Source organism: Klebsiella sp. HC6, from assembly GCF_022605325.1.
GTDB lineage: Bacteria > Pseudomonadota > Gammaproteobacteria > Enterobacterales > Enterobacteriaceae > Klebsiella > Klebsiella terrigena.
Genome location: NZ_CP093276.1, coordinates 2,319,740 through 2,334,452 on the forward strand (window position 1 = coordinate 2,319,740; position 14,713 = coordinate 2,334,452).

Below are 14,713 nucleotides of genomic sequence, written 5' to 3' on the forward strand. Positions count from 1 at the left end.
GACTGCCATAATGTTCCGCTCGCGTCACTACCCGGGCTGGTGAAAAGAGCTCCTCCCTGACATAATCACTGTCCAAATAACCAGGGGGCATTGTGATCGACGATTTTGCAGCAGACGGCCAGTTGGCCAACGCGATTCCGGGATTCAAACCGCGCGAGCCGCAGCGCCTGATGGCGGTGGCGGTGACGCAGGCTATTGAGGAAACGCGGCCTCTGGTGGTTGAAGCGGGGACCGGAACCGGTAAAACCTACGCCTACCTGGCGCCCGCGCTGCGGGCCAACAAAAAGGTGATTATCTCCACCGGCTCGAAGGCGCTGCAGGATCAGCTCTACAGCCGCGACCTGCCTACCGTCGCTACGGCGCTGAAATTTACCGGCAAGCTGGCGCTGCTGAAAGGGCGGTCGAACTACCTGTGCCTGGAGCGTCTCGAGCAGCAGGCGCTGGCCGGGGGCGATCTGCCGGTGCAGGTTCTGAGCGATGTCATCCTGCTGCGATCGTGGTCTAACCAAACGATTGACGGCGACGTCAGCACCTGCGTCAGCGTGGCGGAGGACTCGCAGGCCTGGCCGCTGGTCACCAGCACCAACGACAACTGCCTCGGCAGCGATTGCCCGCTGTATAAAGAGTGCTTTGTGGTTAAGGCGCGTAAAAAGGCGATGGATGCCGACGTGGTGGTGGTCAACCATCACCTGTTCCTCGCCGATATGGTGGTTAAAGAGAGCGGCTTCGCCGAGCTCATCCCCGAGGCTGAAGTGATGATCTTCGATGAAGCGCATCAGCTGCCGGATATCGCCAGCCAGTATTTTGGCCAGTCGCTCTCCAGCCGCCAGCTGCAGGACCTGGCGAAAGACATCACCATCGCCTACCGCACCGAACTGAAAGATACCCAGCAGCTGCAAAAATGCGCCGATCGCCTGGCCCAGAGCGCGCAGGATTTTCGCCTGCAGCTCGGGGACCCCGGCTATCGCGGCAACCTGCGCGACCTGCTGGCCGATAGCCATATCCAGCGCGCGCTGCTGCTGCTCGATGACGCGCTGGAGCTCTGTTACGACGTGGCGAAGCTCTCCCTTGGGCGCTCCGCGCTGCTGGATGCCGCCTTTGAGCGGGCAACGGTCTATCGCGCGCGGCTCAAGCGGCTGAAAGAGATTAACCAGCCGGGCTTCAGCTACTGGTACGAGTGCACCTCGCGCCACTTTACGCTGGCCTTGACCCCGCTGACCGTCGCCGAAAAGTTTAAAGAAGTGATGGCGCAAAAGCCCGGCAGCTGGATTTTCACCTCGGCAACGCTGTCGGTAAATGACGACCTGCGCCACTTTACCTCTCGCCTCGGGATTGAAGAGGCCGAGTCGCTGCTGCTGCCCAGCCCGTTTGATTATGCGCACCAGACGCTGCTCTGCGTGCCGCGCAATCTTCCGCTGCCGAATCAGCCCGGCGCGGCGCGTCACCTGGCGGCGATGCTCAAGCCGCTGATTGAGGCTAACGACGGGCGCTGCTTTATGCTGTGCACCTCCCACGCTATGATGCGCGATCTGGCGGAGCAGTTCCGCGCCACCATGACGCTGCCGGTTCTCCTGCAGGGGGAAACCAGCAAAGGCCAGCTGCTGCAGCAGTTCGTCAGCGCCGGCAACGCGCTGCTGGTGGCGACCAGCAGCTTCTGGGAAGGGGTCGACGTGCGCGGCGATGCGCTCTCTTTGGTGATTATCGACAAGCTTCCCTTCACCTCTCCCGACGATCCGCTGCTGAAAGCGCGAATGGAAGACTGCCGGCTGCGCGGCGGCGACCCGTTCGACGAGGTTCAGCTGCCGGATGCGGTGATCACCCTCAAGCAGGGCGTAGGGCGACTGATCCGCGATATTGACGACCGCGGCGTGCTGGTCATTTGCGATAACCGTCTGGTGATGCGCCCCTACGGCGCGGTATTCCTCGCCAGCCTGCCCCCGGCGCCGCGAACCCGCGATATCCGCCGGGCGGTGCGCTTTCTCGCCGTGCCGCCGGGGCGGTGATCCGGCGTAAAATGTGATAAACTGCGCGCCATTTTGTCAATCTGCTATAGCGAGAGCGCGACAACCCATGCGAATTTTAGCTATCGATACCGCCACGGAGGCCTGCTCCGCGGCGCTGTGGAATGATGGCACCCTTTGTGCTCATTTTGAAATCTGCCCCCGCGAACATACGCAACGTATTCTGCCTCTGGTGCAGGATGTCCTTAACGAAAGCAACGTCCTGCTGACCGACCTGGATGCGCTGGCGTTCGGCCGCGGGCCGGGTAGCTTTACCGGCGTGCGCATCGGCATCGGCATTGCGCAGGGCCTGGCGCTTGGCGCCGAACTGCCGATGATCGGCGTTTCTACGCTGGCCACCATGGCGCAGGGCGCATGGCGTAAAACCGGCGCCACCCGCGTGCTGGCAGCCATTGATGCCCGCATGGGCGAGGTTTACTGGGCGGAATATCAGCGCGACGAACGGGGCGTCTGGCACGGGGAAGAGACCGAAGCGGTCCTCAAGCCGGAGGCCGTCAGCGAGCGTCTGCAGCAGCTGGAGGGAAGCTGGGCAACGGTTGGCACCGGCTGGCCGGCGTGGCCCGATCTGGCGAAGGACTCCTCGCTGACCTTAACCGACGGCGAAATTGAGCTGCCGGCAGCGGAAGACATGCTGCCGCTGGCCTGTCATCTGCTTTCCGTTGGAAAAACCGTTGCCGTAGAGCACGCCGAGCCGGTTTATTTGCGTAACAACGTGGCCTGGAAGAAACTTCCTGGCCGTGGATGAATCTCAGTAAGCATAAGACTGAGAGAAGGAGTCGCATCATGGCGGGTCAAACTAAAGTAGTACGTTGGCTGTTGGCGGGCGCCGCTGCCGCCGCGTTAAGTGGCTGCGTTTCGGTACCGGATGCCATCAAAGGCTCAACCCCGACGCCGCAGCAGGATTTAGTGCGGGTTATGGCCGCACCGCAGCTGTACGTTGGCCAGGAAGCTCGCTTTGGCGGCAAAGTGGTCAACATCACGAATCAGCAGGGCAAAACCCGCTTAGAAATTGCCACGGTGCCGCTGGACAGCGCCGCCCGGCCGGAGCTGGGTGAGCCTTCGCGCGGGCGTATCCTCGCCGACGTTAACGGCTTCCTCGACCCGGTCGACTTCCGCGGTCACCTGGTGACGGTAGTTGGCCCGATTACCGGCGTTGTCGACGGTAAGGTCGGCGGCACGCCGTACAAGTTTATGCAGATGAACGCCACCGGCTATAAGCGCTGGAACGTTGTGCAGCAGGTGGTTATGCCGCCGCAGCCGATTGACCCGTGGATGGTCGGCCCGCGTCCGTGGCGCTACGGCTACGGTTATGGCGGCTGGGGCTACGGTGGAATGGGCTGGTATAATCCGGGTCCTGCGGAAGTAAGAAATGTGGTAACCGAATGATTTTGCGGTTTTTATAAGCTATTTGAAAGCTAAAAGAAACAGCGGCCTGCCCGCTGTTTCGTCATTTTTGGTCTGATAAGAAAAATAAATAGTGACGCGCTTCGCAACCTGCAAAACGCCTAATTAATAAACTGGTACGCTGAGTTAATATAATGTTAACAGAATGTTTGTTGATCAGGGGCTGTGATGACGACGAATAACTATTTCAGAGGTGATGCAGTGAAAAAGGTTTGGCTAAACCGTTATCCCGCCGATGTTCCTGCGGAGATAAATCCTGACCGCTATCAATCCCTGGTTGAATTGTTTGAACACGCCGCCACGCGCTATGCCGACCAGCCGGCGTTTATCAACATGGGTGAGGTGATGACCTATCGTAAGCTGGAGGAGCGCAGCCGCGCCTTCGCCGCTTACCTTCAGCAGGGACTGGGGCTGCAAAAGGGCGACCGCGTGGCGCTGATGATGCCTAACCTGCTGCAGTACCCCATTGCGCTGTTCGGGATCCTGCGCGCCGGGATGATCGTGGTTAACGTCAACCCGCTGTATACGCCGCGCGAGCTTGAGCATCAGCTTAACGACAGCGGCGCCGCGGCGATTGTGATCGTCTCAAACTTTGCGCATACCCTCGAGAAGGTGGTCGATAAAACCCAGGTCAGGCACGTTATCCTGACGCGAATGGGCGATCAGCTGTCGACGGCGAAAGGGACCCTGGTTAACTTTGTCGTCAAGTATATCAAGCGGCTGGTGCCGAAATATCATCTGCCCGACGCTATTTCGTTTCGCAGCGCGCTGCAGCACGGCTACCGGATGCAGTACGTCAAACCGGAAATCGTCTGTGAAGACCTGGCGTTCCTGCAGTACACCGGCGGGACGACCGGCGTAGCGAAAGGGGCCATGCTGACCCATCGCAATATGCTGGCCAACCTTGAGCAGGTCAACGCCACCTACGGGCCGCTGCTGCACCGGGGCAAAGAGCTGGTGGTGACGGCTTTACCGCTGTACCACATTTTTGCGCTGACCATGAACTGCCTGCTGTTTATCGAGCTTGGCGGGCAGAACCTGCTGATTACCAACCCGCGTGACATTCCGGGGCTGGTGAAGGAGCTGGCTAAATATCCGTTTACCGCGATGACCGGGGTCAATACCCTGTTTAACGCCTTGCTGAATAACAAAGAGTTTCAGCAGCTCGATTTCTCCACGCTGCACCTCTCCGCCGGCGGCGGGATGCCGGTCCAGCAGGTGGTGGCCGAACGCTGGGTGAAGCTCACCGGACAGTATCTGCTGGAGGGCTACGGCCTCACCGAGTGCGCGCCGCTGGTTAGCGTTAACCCGCACGATATTGACTACCACAGCGGAAGCATCGGGCTTCCGGTGCCGTCGACCGAAGCGAAGCTGGTGGACGATGACGATAACGAAGTCGCCCCGGGCGAGCCGGGCGAGCTGTGCGTGAAAGGCCCGCAGGTGATGCTGGGTTACTGGCAGCGTCCGGACGCCACCGCGGAAATCATCAAAGACGGCTGGCTGCACACCGGCGATATCGCGGTGATGGACGACGATGGCTTCCTGCGGATTGTCGATCGTAAGAAAGATATGATTCTGGTTTCCGGATTTAACGTCTACCCCAACGAAATTGAAGACGTGGTGATGCAGCACTCCGGCGTTCAGGAAGTGGCTGCGGTCGGCGTACCGTCCGGCAGCAGCGGCGAAGCGGTGAAGATTTTTGTCGTCAAGAAAGAGGCGACGCTGAGCGAAGAGGCGCTGATCGCCTTCTGCCGCCGCCAGCTGACGGGCTATAAGGTTCCCAAGCTGGTTGAGTTTCGTGATGAGCTGCCAAAATCGAACGTCGGGAAAATTTTACGGCGAGAACTTCGTGACGAAGCTCGCGCTAAAGTAGACAATAAAGCCTGAGCTAAGAGTGAATCGCCAGACGCCGGCTAAGCCGGCGTTTTTTATGGGCGCCAGTTAAGAGAGCATGATTTGAACTATCAGATGATTACCACCAACGACGGTCTTCGCGCCGTCTGTGAAGCGGCAAGCGCGGCAGCTGCGGTTGCGCTGGATACGGAATTTGTCCGCACCCGTACCTATTATCCACAGCTGGGACTGCTGCAGCTGTTTGATGGCGAGCAGGTTTCGCTCATCGATCCGCTGGAAATCACCGATTGGGCACCGATGCGTGAACTGCTGCTGAATCAAAACGTCACCAAATACCTCCACGCCGGCAGTGAAGATCTGGAAGTATTCCTCAACACCTTCAGCCTGATGCCGCAGCCGCTGATTGACACCCAAATTCTGGCGGCCTTCTGCGGGCGCCCGATGTCGTGGGGCTTTGCCTCGATGGTCGAGGAGTACTCCGGCGTGGCGCTGGATAAGAGCGAGTCGCGTACCGACTGGCTGGCCCGCCCGCTGACCGAACGCCAGTGCGACTATGCCGCGGCGGACGTCTGGTACCTGCTGCCCATCGCCAGCAGGCTGATGGCCGAAACCGAAGCCGCCGGCTGGCTGCCCGCTGCGCTGGACGAGTGTCGCCTGATGCAGCAGCGCCGCCAGGAAATACAGGACCCGTCGCAGGCGTGGCGCGAGATCGGCAACGCCTGGCAGCTGCGCACCCGCCAGCTCGGCTGCCTGCAGCTGCTGGCGGAGTGGCGGCTGCGCAAAGCGCGCGATCGCGACATGGCGGTGAATTTCGTCGTGCGTGAAGAGCATCTGTGGAGCGTGGCGCGCTATATGCCCGGCAGCCTCGGCGAGCTCGATAGCCTCGGGCTGTCGGGCAGCGAAATTCGTTTTCACGGCAAGACGCTGATAAGCCTGGTAGCGAAGGCGCAGGAGCTGCCGGAAGAGGCGTTGCCTGAGCCGCTGCAAAACCTGATCGATATGCCGGGATACCGCAAGGTCTTCAAAGAGATTAAGGCGCTGGTGCAGGAAGTGAGTAGCGAAACGGGGCTAAGCGCCGAGCTGCTGGCGTCAAGAAGGCAGATTAACCAGCTGCTGAACTGGCACTGGCAGCTGAAGAGCGGAAATGCGCTGCCGGAGCTGATTTCCGGCTGGCGTAGCGAACTGATGGCCGATCGCCTGCGGGCGCTGCTCAGCGAATATCCGCGCTAGGTCACGGCAGCGCTAAGCTACGGCAAATAGCCCGGGAGATCTCCGGGCTATGCAACAAACTGGCCCGACGGCGCGAGGCTATCGGGCGCATCCAGCGTCAGGATTTCGACTCTTCCGGTTCTGGTAAAGTCACGTTCAACTCCAGAATCGAAATATCACCGTCTCGCTGCTCCAGCTGCACGCTGACCATTTCCGGGTCGATCTGCACGTACTTACAGATGACTTCCAGAATATCTTTTCGTAGCTGCGGCAGGTAATGCGGTTCAGCATCGCCGCGACGACGCTCCGCAACGATGATTTGCAGGCGCTCTTTCGCAATGTTGGCCGTGTTCTTTTTCCGCGAGAGAAAAAAGTCGAGTAATGCCATAATTTATCCTCCGAACAGGCGTTTGAGGAAACCTTTCTTCTCTTCTTCAATGAAGCGGAAAGGACGTTCTTCTCCGAGCAGACGTTCGACGGTGTCGGCATAGGCCTTACCTGCGTCCGACGCATCATCCAGAATAACCGGCTCACCCTGGTTTGACGCGCGCAGCACGGACTGATCTTCCGGGATCACGCCTACCAGATTGATACGCAGGATCTCCAGCACGTCTTCCATGCTCAGCATGTCGCCCTTATTGACGCGACCTGGGTTGTAGCGGGTCAGCAGCAGATGCTCTTTAATCGGCTCTTCGCCATTTTCCGCACGGCGGGATTTGGACGCAAGAATACCGAGGATGCGGTCGGAGTCACGAACGGAGGAGACTTCCGGGTTAGTGGTGATGATGGCTTCGTCAGCGAAGTACAGCGCCATCAGCGCACCGGTTTCGATGCCTGCAGGGGAATCGCAGACAACAAAATCGAAATTCATTTTTTTCAGTTCTTCAAGAACCTTGTCTACGCCTTCGCGGGTCAGCGCGTCTTTATCACGCGTCTGGGAAGCGGGGAGGATGTAGAGGTTTTCGGTGCGCTTATCTTTGATTAACGCCTGGTTCAGCGTGGCGTCACCCTGAATAACGTTAACGAAGTCATAAACCACCCGGCGCTCGCAGCCCATGATCAGATCAAGGTTACGCAGGCCAATGTCGAAGTCGATAACGACGGTCTTCTTTCCCTTCTGGGCCAAACCAGTAGCGATGGCCGCGCTGGAGGTGGTCTTGCCAACGCCCCCTTTACCCGAAGTCACAACAATAATGCGTGCCATAGAAATTCCTTGTTAAAAAGGGACTAACTCAACGGTTGAATAGTCAAAGCGTTATCGCCCAGACGCAGACGCGCCGCTTTGCCATAAAATTCGGCCGGGATATTATCACTCAGCCAGTATTCCCCAGCGATGGACACCAGCTCCGCCGCGAGGTGTGAACAAAATATTTGGGCTTCCCTGTCGCCGCCTGCGCCTGCGAGTGCGCGACCTCGCATCGTGCCATATACATGGATATTACCGTCGGCGATAAGTTCCGCACCGGCACTCACATGGTTTGTAACAATTAGATCACAGTGTGGTGCATAAATGCGCTGACCGGAACGTACCGGCAGGTCAATCAAACGCGTTTTTGTGATCTGATTAACAACTGGCGGGGCGACAACCGGTTCTGGCGGCGCCTGACGAGGCATTTTTTCTTTCCCTTCCGTCAGTAAAGGGATCCCGGTGCGGTCGATTTCTGCTTTCAGCCGCGGGACCTTGCAGCCGCTCACGCCGATAATACGTAAACCGGTGGTGGCGATGGCTTCCTGCATGGCGCGCCAGTCGACGACATTTTCGATGCTGCTAATATTCACAACGACCGGGGCGTGACGTAAAAACGCGGGGGCCTGGGCGATTTTGTCTTCTAACGCCTGACGAATAACCTCGGGATTTGCGTCGTGCAAATGAACGACAGATAAGGTGAAGCTACTGCCCTTAAGTTCGATTGGCGTATTTGACATCCTGGCCTTACTCAATTTGCTGTTTATCACCTGCCGAAGTGCGGTGATATTCCGAAGACTAAAAGGCATGTTATAGTCACTCATATATTGAGGCAAGTGACCACGGGTCTAATTCCGAGTAAAACTATGTTTTGTGTGATCTATCGAAGTACTAAACGTGAGCAAACCTATTTATATGTCGAAAAAAAGGACGATTTCTCACGCGTGCCCCCGGAATTAATGAGCAGCTTCGGCACGCCGAAAATGACCATGCTGCTGCCGCTCGACGGGCGTAAAAAACTGGCTGGCGCTGACCTGGAAAAAGTAAAACAGGCGTTGAGCGAACAGGGCTATTATCTGCAGATTCCTCCACCGCCTGAGAATTTACTCAAGAAGCATCTGGCGGAACAGGGGAATAATCCTTAAATAATTCAGACTGCGGGAAGGGGAACGTCGTTCGCGCCGGAGCAGCCTGAAGGAAAAGGGTATCACTCTGATTCACCCACTAAGGGGAAATAATGTACCAACATCATAACTGGCAGGGAGCATTACTGGATTTTCCGGTAAGCAAAGTCGTTTGCGTGGGCAGCAACTATGCAAACCACATCAAGGAAATGGGCAGTGCGACGCCGGAAGAACCGGTGCTGTTTATTAAACCTGAGACGGCGTTGTGCGATATCCGCCAGCCGTTGGTGCTTCCTGAGGGGCTGGGGTCGGTGCATCACGAAGTGGAGCTGGCGGTGCTGATTGGCAGCACGCTGCGTCAGGCGACCGAAGAGCACGTGCTCAAAGGGATCGCGGGCTACGGCGTGGCGCTGGATCTGACCCTGCGCGATCTGCAGGGCAAGATGAAAAAAGCCGGCCAGCCGTGGGAGAAGGCCAAGGGGTTCGACAACTCCTGCCCGATCTCCGGTTTTATTCCCGCCGCCGAGTTCCACGGCGACCCGCAGAGCACCGCGCTGAGCCTGAAGGTGAACGGTGCTGTCCGCCAGCAGGGCACGACTGCCGATATGATCCATAAAATTGTGCCGCTGATTGCCTATATGTCGCGCTTCTTTACCCTGAAGGCCGGCGATGTGGTGCTGACCGGCACTCCGGAAGGCGTCGGCCCGCTGAATAGCGGCGACGAGCTCGAAGTCGGTTTTAACGGTTTCTCCCTGTCGACCCGCGTGCTGTAACCTCCTGTTGCCGCCTTCAGAGGCGGCAAAACTTGCATCGGCGTGCCAGACTGGTTATAAGGTGCACCCTGAATTGCAATGACGGACATCCCTATGAGCGAACAACTCTTCTGGCAACATAAAACGCTGGAGCAAATGACCGACGCGGAGTGGGAATCACTGTGCGACGGCTGCGGACAGTGCTGCCTGCATAAGCTGATGGATGAGGATACTGACGAAATCTATTTTACTAACGTCGCCTGCCGTCAGTTAAATATTAAAACCTGCCAGTGCCGTAACTATGAACGGCGCTTCGAGTATGAGCCGGACTGCATCAAGCTTACGCGGGATAATCTGCCGACCTTTGAGTGGCTGCCGCCAACCTGCGCCTATCGCCTGCTGGCGGAAGGCCAGCCGCTGCCGCACTGGCATCCTCTGCTGACCGGCTCGAAGGCGGCGATGCACGGCGAGCGCATTTCCGTGCGCCATATCGCGGTGAAAGAGTCCACCGTTAACGACTGGCAGGACCATATTTTAAACAAGCCTGACTGGGCGCAGTAGCGTCCGCTGCCCGCAGCGCTAAGCAGTACGGCTAAAACAAAAATCCCGCCAACGGCGGGGTTTTTATTTTAGCTCGATGGTCACCGATGATAAAATGTTTCCGTTTGCAATTAATGGAAACATAAAATGAAAAAAATACTAATGATAGCGATTACCGGGCTCCTGCTTGGCGGATGTTCGGCGAAATACAACACAGCAGAAGTCACCAAAAGCACCGAGCTGTTGCTGAAAAATAAAATGGTTGTTATTGCTCAGCCGGCAAATGGGGTTTATGAAACCAAAGTATACAACGGCTCCGGGGCAGCTACGGCTCTCGCGGTCCAGTCTGCGTTCTCCCGTTATACCGACAACGTATCCGTTGTTCTGGAGTGTACGACGCTGAGCTGCCTGAAGGATAAACGCCCGCTCAGTGAAGGCTATTATGTGGTTCCTCAAATACTGCATTGGGAAGACAGAGCGACAGAGTGGTCCGGAATTCCGGATAAAATTGAAGTGAAAATAACGGTCTATCATTCCGTCACGGATCGCGTGGTCGCCTCATCCATCCTGAGCGGTAAGAGTAAGTGGGCCACTTTCGGTGGCGATCATCCTCAGGATTTATTACCGCAACCGATTAATAGCTACGTTGCGGGCTTGTATTAATCACCACGTCCAGCGGCGTTCGAATTAGCCTTTAATCCCTGTCAGCAAAAACCCGCCAACCGGCGGGTTTTCTGTTTTCAGCCATCGGCAGGCGGGATTACGATTTTTTGCTGTGGAACAGCCCGTTTTCGCCGTCGGCGTCATCCTCAACCCAGAAGTTGATATTGAACTGGGCGTCGTCGCTTAATTCGATGCGGTGCCAGTACTGAGGCGGGCTGGTCGCAAACTGCCCGGCGTTAATCACCACTTTGACCTCCGGCTCCGTCGCCTGTTCGTCGGCGAAGCCGTAATACGTCACCGTCCCTTCCATCACGCAGAGCTGGCCGAAAACGGCGGCAGCGGTGTTGTGGTGGGTGAGCAGGGCGGCAGGCACGTTCTCTTTGGTAAAGAAGGGCGTGGAGCGTTTAACTTTCCAGTTAGCCGGAATACGCAGGTGAGACATCGTGAGCTCCTTAGCGGATGCGAATAAGATGTATTTAATATGCAACTTATGAGACCTGACGTCAACTCGCGGGAGAGAAAAATACCCTAAAGGCGCGGTGCCGGCGATCGGGGTCCGCTGCGCTCAATGAACGTCGGACAGAAGCTGCGGCCTCCCCGGGTCTTTTCATCGCCGATCCTTCGGCATCGTGGAGAGCTGCTGGGGGGCGAGGCAAAAAAAAACCTGCCAGCGATTGCTCTGACAGGTTTTACTCTTAGCGGCGCGGCTTTAGCGCGGCGGGGTTAGCGGCCGAACAGATCGCGTTTTTTCGGTTTGAACGGCTGAGCAATCAGAACCAGCACGGCCACAACCAGATAGGCGGCAAAGATCCCCACCAGCCACTGCGGCATCTCCAGCGTCAGAAACTCCCACTGACGCACGGAACAGTCGCCGCTGGCCACGAACATCTGCGGCAGCCACTTATCCAGCGGCAGCCACGTTGGGAAACGGGCGGCAAAGTCGCAGGTCTGGAACGGAGAAGGGTGAAGCTGAATCATGGTATGTTCCCACGCCAGCTGCAGCCCCCGCAGCGCGCTGTAGAGCCAGATAACCAGCGCCACGTAGCGCAGCGGCGTTTTCGGGGCGATAGCGCCGACAATACCGGCTGCCATAATGCCTAATAGCGCACAGCGTTCGTAAATACACATTACGCAGGGCTGCAGCAGCATAACGTGCTGGAACCACAGCGCAACCATCTCAAGCGCGAAAGCGGTGAACGCCATCAGGAGCCAGGCTCCGCGTCCTCTTGAGCACTGGTTTAAATATCGCAACATAGTCTTTTCCCTGAAAAATGCTAAATCATGGCAGTGTAAACGAAAACCGAACCGACGCCAGCAGCTAGTCCGAAAATATTACGTAAAAATATTGCACATCCGCCGGTAGATTGCGGATGCGTCAATATCGCGTCAGGCTCAGGGAAGCTGCGGCGTCACGAGCCAGCCGTTTTCGAGCATCCACTGCGTCGCCGGCATCAGCGTAAACTCAACGCACAGCAGCCCGACCAGGGTCATCACGATGGTGTAAGGCAGCGCCATCCACACCATTCGCCCGTAGGAGAGGCGAATCAGCGGCGCCAGGGCAGAGGTCAGCAGGAACAGGAACGCCGCCTGGCCGTTAGGCGTGGCGACCGAAGGCAGGTTGGTGCCGGTATTGATAGCGACCGCCAGCAGCTCAAACTGCGGCAGGCTGATGGTGCCCTGCTGGAGCGCGGTTTTGGCCTCGTTGATATAGACCGTGCCGACGAAGACGTTATCGGAAATGGATGACAGCAGGCCGTTAAACAGATAGAACAGCGACAGCTGGGCGTGCGGCGACGCCTGCAGCACGAACTGAATCAGCGGCGAGAACAGGTGCTGGTCGATAATCACCGCGACCACGGCGAAAAAGACCGTCAGCAGCGCGGTGAACGGCAGCGCCTCGGTAAAGGCTTTACCGATAGCGTGCTCGTCGGTCACGCCGGAGAAGGTGGTCGCCAGAACGATCACCGACAGGCCGATCAGCCCGACCTCCCCAAGATGCAGGGCCAGCGCGGTAATCAGCCAGATGCCGATAATCCCCTGGGCGATAAGCCGCAGGCGATCCTGACGGCTGCGCTGCTGGCGGCTGCGATCGTCGTAATCCTGCAGAACCTTACGCACCGCCGGCGGCAGGGGTTCCCCGTAGCCGAACAGGCTGAACTTCTCCACCAGCAGGCAGGTGAGCAGGCCGCAGACGATGACCGGCAGCGTCACCGGCGCCATGCGTAAGAAGAACTCGCCGAAGTGCCATCCGGCCGCTTTGGCGATGATCAGGTTTTGCGGTTCGCCCACCATGGTCATCACGCCGCCCAGTGCGGTACCGACGCCCGCGTGCATCATCAGGCTGCGCAAAAAGCCGCGGAACTGCTCCAGCACGTCGCGATAGTGCTGGTCGATGTGGCTATCGTCCAGAAGATCGAGATCGTCGGGGCGCGCGGAGGCCACGCGATGATAAATGCCGTAAAATCCCACCGCGACGCTAATCACCACCGCCACCACGGTTAACGCATCGAGGAAGGCGGAGAGGAACGCCGCCGCCAGGCAAAAGGCCAGCGACAGCAGCATCTTGCTGCGGATCCCCAGCAGCAGGCGGGTAAAGATAAACAGCAGCAGCTGCTTCATAAAGTAGATCCCGGCCACCATAAATATCAGCAGCAGGATCACCTCGAGGTTGCCGGCGATCTCATCGCGAATATGCTCTGCGGTAGTCATCCCGATAAATACCGCTTCGATAGCCAGCAGGCCACCGGGCAGCAGCGGATAGCACTTGAGCGCCATCGCCAGGGTAAAAATAAACTCAACAACCAGCAGCCAGCCGGCGACGAACGGATTGAGGTAGAACGCCAGCGGGTTAATGATTAAGAAGATAATTAAGGTGAGCTTATACCAGTCCGGAGACTGGCCAAGAAAATTACGCCACAGGGCGCGGCCATAAGACATTTCCACGACAGACATCCTTCCCCGTCAAATATTGACATGAATTTACGTATTGCGATTGGCAAGACTACCAGCTGAGCAAAAGGGGAGGCAACCTGGTTCGCATCGCGCCCGACCTCTGTCAAACGCGAAGAGCAAAATCTCAAAATGAAACGGCGATCCCTTTTTAATTACCTCCTGGCGCTATCTGCCCCATAGCGGCTCTGGTATGATGAGTAGAATTTGCAACGCTGTGTAATGGAAATCTTACTATGGTCATTAAGGCGCAGAGCCCTGCGGGTTTCGCGGAAGAGTACATCATTGAAAGTATATGGAATAACCGCTTTCCCCCGGGCACCATTCTCCCCGCCGAACGTGAGCTTTCTGAACTTATTGGTGTGACCCGTACGACCTTACGCGAAGTTTTGCAACGTCTGGCCCGTGACGGTTGGTTAACGATACAGCACGGCAAACCGACGAAGGTGAACAATTTCTGGGAAACGTCGGGTCTGAATATTCTCGAAACGCTGGCGCGCCTCGATCACGACAGCGTCCCGCAGCTGATCGATAACCTGCTGTCGGTGCGGACCAATATCTCCACTATCTTTATCCGCACGGCCTTCCGTCAGCATCCTGAAAACGCCCTGCAGGTTCTCGCCGCGGCGCGTGAGGTGGAAGACCACGGCGATGCGTTCGCCGATCTCGACTACGGCATCTTCCGCGGCCTGGCCTTTGCCTCCGGTAACCCGATCTACGGCCTGATCCTCAACGGCATGAAGGGCCTGTATACCCGCATTGGCCGTCACTATTTTGCCAATCCGGAAGCGCGCAGCCTGGCGCTGGGCTTCTATCACCAGCTGGCTAAAGTCTGTGAAGAAGGGCAGCACGAGCAGGTTTATGAGATCGTCCGTCGCTACGGACATGACAGCGGTGAAATCTGGCATCGTATGCAGAAAACGCTGCCGGGTGATTTAGTCATCGGTATGCGCTAAGTCCCGCAGTAAGATAAAAAAACGCCCGGCGATTATGCCGGGCGTTTTGCTTTAT

16 protein-coding genes are annotated in these 14,713 nt (G+C 57.5%); 10 read left to right on the forward strand and 6 right to left on the reverse strand.

The window, feature by feature from the left end; genetic code table 11:
* The first annotated feature begins 92 nt into the window (after nucleotides 1-92).
* The 5 genes from MMW58_RS11320 to rnd all read left to right on the forward strand — a co-directional run bounded on the left by MMW58_RS11320 (nucleotide 93) and on the right by rnd (nucleotide 6,509).
* On the forward strand, nucleotides 93-2,003 hold the full coding sequence (locus MMW58_RS11320; RefSeq protein WP_133598448.1) for an ATP-dependent DNA helicase: 1,911 nt from the start codon (nucleotides 93-95) through the stop codon (nucleotides 2,001-2,003).
* Between the two features lie 67 nt (nucleotides 2,004-2,070).
* Nucleotides 2,071-2,766 carry a tRNA (adenosine(37)-N6)-threonylcarbamoyltransferase complex dimerization subunit type 1 TsaB gene (tsaB, locus tag MMW58_RS11325; protein WP_133598446.1) on the forward strand — a complete coding sequence of 232 codons (696 nt, stop codon included), beginning with the start codon at nucleotides 2,071-2,073 and terminating at the stop codon, nucleotides 2,764-2,766.
* 38 nt (nucleotides 2,767-2,804) lie between these two features.
* The gene (locus MMW58_RS11330) at nucleotides 2,805-3,407 is read left to right on the forward strand and encodes a Slp family lipoprotein (protein ID WP_159235723.1); all 603 of its coding nucleotides are present in this window, start codon (nucleotides 2,805-2,807) and stop codon (nucleotides 3,405-3,407) included.
* A gap of 219 nt (nucleotides 3,408-3,626) precedes the next feature.
* Nucleotides 3,627-5,312, forward strand: coding sequence for a long-chain-fatty-acid--CoA ligase FadD (gene fadD, locus MMW58_RS11335; RefSeq protein ID WP_133598442.1), 1,686 nt, complete (start codon nucleotides 3,627-3,629; stop codon nucleotides 5,310-5,312).
* Between the two features lie 81 nt (nucleotides 5,313-5,393).
* A complete protein-coding gene (rnd, locus tag MMW58_RS11340; RefSeq protein WP_166646163.1) occupies nucleotides 5,394-6,509 on the forward strand; it encodes a ribonuclease D in 1,116 nt (371 codons plus the stop codon).
* 97 nt (nucleotides 6,510-6,606) lie between these two features.
* Here rnd and minE read toward each other — a convergent pair whose 3' ends face one another.
* Genes minE through minC form a run of 3 tightly spaced genes read right to left on the reverse strand, consistent with a single transcriptional unit; the run spans nucleotide 6,607 to nucleotide 8,414 of the window.
* Nucleotides 6,607-6,876, reverse strand: coding sequence for a cell division topological specificity factor MinE (gene minE, locus MMW58_RS11345; RefSeq protein ID WP_041146181.1), 270 nt, complete (start codon nucleotides 6,874-6,876; stop codon nucleotides 6,607-6,609).
* Between the two features lie 3 nt (nucleotides 6,877-6,879).
* Nucleotides 6,880-7,692: a septum site-determining protein MinD gene (gene minD, locus MMW58_RS11350; RefSeq protein ID WP_041146180.1), complete on the reverse strand. Its 813-nt coding sequence runs from the start codon at nucleotides 7,690-7,692 to the stop codon at nucleotides 6,880-6,882.
* 23 nt (nucleotides 7,693-7,715) lie between these two features.
* Nucleotides 7,716-8,414 (reverse strand): septum site-determining protein MinC, encoded by a 699-nt coding sequence (gene minC / locus MMW58_RS11355; protein WP_159235853.1) that lies wholly within the window; start codon nucleotides 8,412-8,414, stop codon nucleotides 7,716-7,718.
* A gap of 126 nt (nucleotides 8,415-8,540) precedes the next feature.
* Here minC and MMW58_RS11360 point away from each other — a divergent pair, with 126 nt between their 5' ends.
* From MMW58_RS11360 to MMW58_RS11375, 4 genes are all read left to right on the forward strand, one after another.
* A complete protein-coding gene (locus MMW58_RS11360) occupies nucleotides 8,541-8,819 on the forward strand; it encodes a YcgL domain-containing protein (RefSeq protein WP_123709073.1) in 279 nt (92 codons plus the stop codon).
* A 92-nt stretch (nucleotides 8,820-8,911) separates the two neighbouring features.
* Entirely contained in the window at nucleotides 8,912-9,571 is a 660-nt protein-coding gene (locus MMW58_RS11365) for a fumarylacetoacetate hydrolase family protein (protein ID WP_045859128.1), read from the forward strand.
* Between the two features lie 93 nt (nucleotides 9,572-9,664).
* Nucleotides 9,665-10,111, forward strand: a complete 447-nt coding sequence (locus MMW58_RS11370) for a YcgN family cysteine cluster protein (RefSeq protein WP_041146176.1) — start codon at nucleotides 9,665-9,667, stop codon at nucleotides 10,109-10,111.
* 126 nt (nucleotides 10,112-10,237) lie between these two features.
* Entirely contained in the window at nucleotides 10,238-10,753 is a 516-nt protein-coding gene (locus MMW58_RS11375; protein WP_133598435.1) for a DUF4823 domain-containing protein, read from the forward strand.
* Nucleotides 10,754-10,850: 97 nt separating this feature from the next.
* On the opposite strand, the gene MMW58_RS11380 is transcribed toward MMW58_RS11375, so the two are convergent.
* The 3 genes from MMW58_RS11380 to nhaB all read right to left on the reverse strand — a co-directional run bounded on the left by MMW58_RS11380 (nucleotide 10,851) and on the right by nhaB (nucleotide 13,696).
* Nucleotides 10,851-11,195, reverse strand: coding sequence for a TehB family protein (locus tag MMW58_RS11380; protein WP_041146175.1), 345 nt, complete (start codon nucleotides 11,193-11,195; stop codon nucleotides 10,851-10,853).
* 281 nt (nucleotides 11,196-11,476) lie between these two features.
* Nucleotides 11,477-12,007, reverse strand: coding sequence for a disulfide bond formation protein DsbB (dsbB, locus tag MMW58_RS11385; RefSeq protein ID WP_041146174.1), 531 nt, complete (start codon nucleotides 12,005-12,007; stop codon nucleotides 11,477-11,479).
* 138 nt (nucleotides 12,008-12,145) lie between these two features.
* Nucleotides 12,146-13,696 (reverse strand): sodium/proton antiporter NhaB, encoded by a 1,551-nt coding sequence (gene nhaB, locus MMW58_RS11390; RefSeq protein ID WP_241723382.1) that lies wholly within the window; start codon nucleotides 13,694-13,696, stop codon nucleotides 12,146-12,148.
* A 242-nt stretch (nucleotides 13,697-13,938) separates the two neighbouring features.
* On the opposite strand from nhaB, the gene fadR reads away from it, so the two are divergent.
* On the forward strand, nucleotides 13,939-14,658 hold the full coding sequence (gene fadR, locus MMW58_RS11395) for a fatty acid metabolism transcriptional regulator FadR (protein ID WP_041146172.1): 720 nt from the start codon (nucleotides 13,939-13,941) through the stop codon (nucleotides 14,656-14,658).
* The last annotated feature ends 55 nt before the right edge of the window (nucleotides 14,659-14,713 follow it).

Bases quoted from the DNA above. Each gene is read 5' to 3' on its own strand.
- tsaB (WP_133598446.1), top strand. From the start codon at position 2,071: ATGCGAATTTTAGCTATCGATACCGCCACGGAGGCCTGCTCCGCGGCG.
- MMW58_RS11330 (WP_159235723.1), top strand. From the start codon at position 2,805: ATGGCGGGTCAAACTAAAGTAGTACGTTGGCTGTTGGCGGGCGCCGCT.
- rnd (WP_166646163.1), top strand. From the start codon at position 5,394: ATGATTACCACCAACGACGGTCTTCGCGCCGTCTGTGAAGCGGCAAGC.
- minE (WP_041146181.1), bottom strand. From the start codon at position 6,876: ATGGCATTACTCGACTTTTTTCTCTCGCGGAAAAAGAACACGGCCAAC.
- minD (WP_041146180.1), bottom strand. From the start codon at position 7,692: ATGGCACGCATTATTGTTGTGACTTCGGGTAAAGGGGGCGTTGGCAAG.
- minC (WP_159235853.1), bottom strand. From the start codon at position 8,414: ATGTCAAATACGCCAATCGAACTTAAGGGCAGTAGCTTCACCTTATCT.
- MMW58_RS11360 (WP_123709073.1), top strand. From the start codon at position 8,541: ATGTTTTGTGTGATCTATCGAAGTACTAAACGTGAGCAAACCTATTTA.
- MMW58_RS11365 (WP_045859128.1), top strand. From the start codon at position 8,912: ATGTACCAACATCATAACTGGCAGGGAGCATTACTGGATTTTCCGGTA.
- MMW58_RS11370 (WP_041146176.1), top strand. From the start codon at position 9,665: ATGAGCGAACAACTCTTCTGGCAACATAAAACGCTGGAGCAAATGACC.
- MMW58_RS11375 (WP_133598435.1), top strand. From the start codon at position 10,238: ATGAAAAAAATACTAATGATAGCGATTACCGGGCTCCTGCTTGGCGGA.
- MMW58_RS11380 (WP_041146175.1), bottom strand. From the start codon at position 11,195: ATGTCTCACCTGCGTATTCCGGCTAACTGGAAAGTTAAACGCTCCACG.
- dsbB (WP_041146174.1), bottom strand. From the start codon at position 12,007: ATGTTGCGATATTTAAACCAGTGCTCAAGAGGACGCGGAGCCTGGCTC.
- fadR (WP_041146172.1), top strand. From the start codon at position 13,939: ATGGTCATTAAGGCGCAGAGCCCTGCGGGTTTCGCGGAAGAGTACATC.